Source organism: Marivita sp., assembly GCF_051251565.1.
Lineage (GTDB): Bacteria > Pseudomonadota > Alphaproteobacteria > Rhodobacterales > Rhodobacteraceae > Marivita.
Genome location: NZ_JBPOFB010000050.1, coordinates 1 through 3,031, shown reverse-complemented (window position 1 = coordinate 3,031; position 3,031 = coordinate 1). Strand labels below are relative to the sequence as shown.

Here is a 3,031-nt window from a genome sequence, read left to right as displayed (position 1 = left end):
AACCCACCCCTTGCCAACAAAGGCGCGCCAGCACATGAGCGCGCAGCATGAGCACACGCAAAACCTATGCGATAATCGGCTGCGGCATGATGGGGCGCGAGCATATGCGCAATATCGCACTGGTGCCGGGGGCTGATCTGATTGCGATTGCTGATCCCGATGCCGGTTCGCTCAAAGCCGCGAAGCAGCAAGCAGATGCACTGGGTCAGACTGTCCGGCTCTTCGAAGACACCGCCGAAATGCTGGCCGAGGCAAAGCCCGATGCCGTCATCGTCGCCGCGCCCAATTTCACTCATTTCGACATCGCCCGCCCGATTATGGACGCAGGCTGCGCAGTGCTTATGGAAAAGCCGATGTGCACCGCTGTCGATGAAGCATTGGTGCTTTGGGAGAAGGTGCAGGATTACGACAACCTGTTCTGGGTTGGCCTTGAGTATCGCTATATGCCGCCCGTCACGCGATTTACGCAGCGCCTCCATGCGGGTGAAGCTGGCGATGTCAAAATGCTCGCCATCCGCGAACACCGCTTCCCGTTTCTTGAGAAAGTCGGCGACTGGAACCGGTTCAACCGCAACACTGGCGGGACGCTGGTTGAGAAATGCTGCCACTTCTTTGACCTGATGCGCCACATCCTGCGCGATGAGCCGGTGCGCGTTTTCGCCAGCGGCGGGCAGGACGTAAACCACCTCGATGAGCGCTATGACGGGGAGACCCCCGACATTATCGACAACGCCTATGTACTGGTCGATTTCGCAGGCGGAGCGCGCGCGGTGCTGGACCTGTGCATGTTCGCCGAAGGGTCCGAGCAGCAGGAAGAAATCAGCGCGGTTGGTACGGTGGGGAAGATAGAAGTGAAGCTTCCTATTGGCGAAGTGACTTGGTCGCCGCGCGACAAGGCTGGGCCAATGGTTGAAACGGTCGACACTCCGCAGGACGCGCTCGACGCGGGCAGCCATCACGGCGCGACATTCTATCAACTGCGCGATTTTGACACGGCATTGGTGGAAGGCACTCCGCCGCTAATCACAGCGCGCGATGGATACCGATCCGTTGTGATCGGAGCCGCAGCACAGCAAAGCATCACCACCGGCCTACCGGTCGATATTCAATTTCTGGACACTCAATAAGGGACCGGAACTGACATGCACCCCGAAATGCCCCCAATCGGCTTTGGCCTATGGAAAATCCCGCGCGAGGACACCGCCGCCAGCGTCGTCGAGGCGATCCGCGCAGGATATCGCCACTTCGACAGCGCGGCCGACTACGCCAACGAAGTTGAGACCGGTGAAGGCTTGGCGCAGGCGATTTCCGAAGGTCTGGTGACGCGCGACGATTTGTGGGTCACGTCCAAGCTGTGGAACACGTTCCACGCGCCCGAACACGTTGAGGAAGCCTGCCGCAAATCGCTCGCCGACCTTCAGCTCGATTATCTTGACCTCTACCTGATCCATTTTCCCATTGCGCTGGAATATGTGCCGATCGACACGCGCTATCCGCCCGAATGGTTGTACGATCCCGACGCGCCTGATGACGGGCCAGATGCAGGCATGAAGCGAGCCGCAGTGCCGCTGCACGAAACATGGAAAGCGATGGAGGCTTTGGTCGACAAAGGCCTCGTGAAGGAAATCGGCGTTTGCAATTATAATTCCGCGCTGATCCATGATCTGATGACCTATGCGCGGATCAAACCGAGTATGCTCCAGATCGAAGCTCACCCCTATTTGACGCAGGACAAGCTGATCCGGCTGGCGGAGGACTATGGGATCGACGTCACCGCATTCTCTCCGCTGGGCGCGCAAAGCTATTTTGAGCTGGGCATGGCCGAAGCGCGCGAAAGCCTGCTGGGTACTGCCCCGGTTATGGTCGCGGCGCAGGCCAATGGCAAAACTTCTGCGCAGGTCTTGCTGCGGTGGGCCGTGCAACGCGGCACGTCGATTATTCCCAAAACGACTAAGCCAGAGCGGATGCAGGAAAACCTAGCGATCGATGATTTTGAACTGACGCAGCTCGAAATGGCAGCAATCAGCTCGCTCAACGAAAACCGCCGCTTCAACGATCCGGGCGTCTTTGCCGAGGCCGCGTTTGGCACGTTCAACCCGATCTATGACTGATATGTCGCAGAACGAATTCCCCGGAGTGATCCCCGGCGGCGGGGATTTGGCTGCGTTCTTGGGCGCGAACAAGGCTGCGGTCGATGCAGCACTGTCTGATGCAGGCGCGCTGCTGTTTCGCGGGTTTGACGTGCCTGATCCGCAAGCGTTCGATGCGGCGGTAGAGGGATATGGCGAACCCGGATTTACCTATGAAGATTCGCTCAGCAACGCGGTGCGAACGAACGTCACTCCGCGCGTCTTCACCGCCAACGAAGCCCCGCCCACGACTGAGATTTTCCTGCATCACGAAATGGCGCAGACCCCGCTCTATCCGGCGAAGCTGTTCTTCTATTGCGAAATCGCTGCCGAAAATGGCGGGGCAACGCCGCTGTGCCGGTCTGACTGGGTGTTGGAGCGACTGGCGGAGCAAGCACCAGACTTTGTCTCGCGCGTGAAGCAGCATGGCGTGCGCTACACCAATGTCATGCCAGGCGACGACGATGCCGGTTCAGGCCAAGGGCGAAGCTGGCGCAGCACGTTGAGCGCGGCAGATCGGGCGGGGGCAGAGGCGCGGTTGGCGCAGCTGGGCTACAGCTGGGACTGGCAAGAAGACGGATCACTGGGTGCGACAACGCCGGTGCTGGATGCGGTGCGCGCACTGCCTGATGGCAGGCGGACATTCTTCAACCAGCTTATCGCCGCGTTTCGCGGATGGGCCGACAGCCGCAACGATCCAAACCGCGCAATTACTTTTGGCGATGGCACACCGATCACTGGCGCAGACATGGCCCCGGCCATCGCCATCGCTGATGAGCTGACCCATGATCTGGCGTGGCAGCCGGGCGATGTCGCGTTGATCGACAACTGTCTGGTCATGCATGGCCGCCGCCCATTCGAGGGCAAGCGGCGGGTCCTGGCTTCACTGATTGCCTAAGACC

Annotated in this window: 3 protein-coding genes; all 3 read left to right on the top strand. The window is 59.9% G+C overall.

Annotated elements, in window-relative coordinates; all coding sequences use genetic code 11:
* Positions 1–47: 47 nt before the first annotated feature.
* Genes ACSHXH_RS19130 through ACSHXH_RS19120 form a run of 3 tightly spaced genes read left to right on the top strand, consistent with a single transcriptional unit; the run spans position 48 to position 3,027 of the window.
* The gene (locus ACSHXH_RS19130) at positions 48–1,127 is read left to right on the top strand and encodes a Gfo/Idh/MocA family protein (protein WP_435673395.1); all 1,080 of its coding nucleotides are present in this window, start codon (positions 48–50) and stop codon (positions 1,125–1,127) included.
* A gap of 15 nt (positions 1,128–1,142) precedes the next feature.
* Positions 1,143–2,111: an aldo/keto reductase gene (locus ACSHXH_RS19125; RefSeq protein ID WP_435673394.1), complete on the top strand. Its 969-nt coding sequence runs from the start codon at positions 1,143–1,145 to the stop codon at positions 2,109–2,111.
* Positions 2,104–3,027: a TauD/TfdA family dioxygenase gene (locus ACSHXH_RS19120; protein WP_435673393.1), complete on the top strand. Its 924-nt coding sequence runs from the start codon at positions 2,104–2,106 to the stop codon at positions 3,025–3,027. Before ACSHXH_RS19125 ends, ACSHXH_RS19120 begins: the two co-directional genes overlap by 8 nt.
* Positions 3,028–3,031 lie beyond the last annotated feature (4 nt).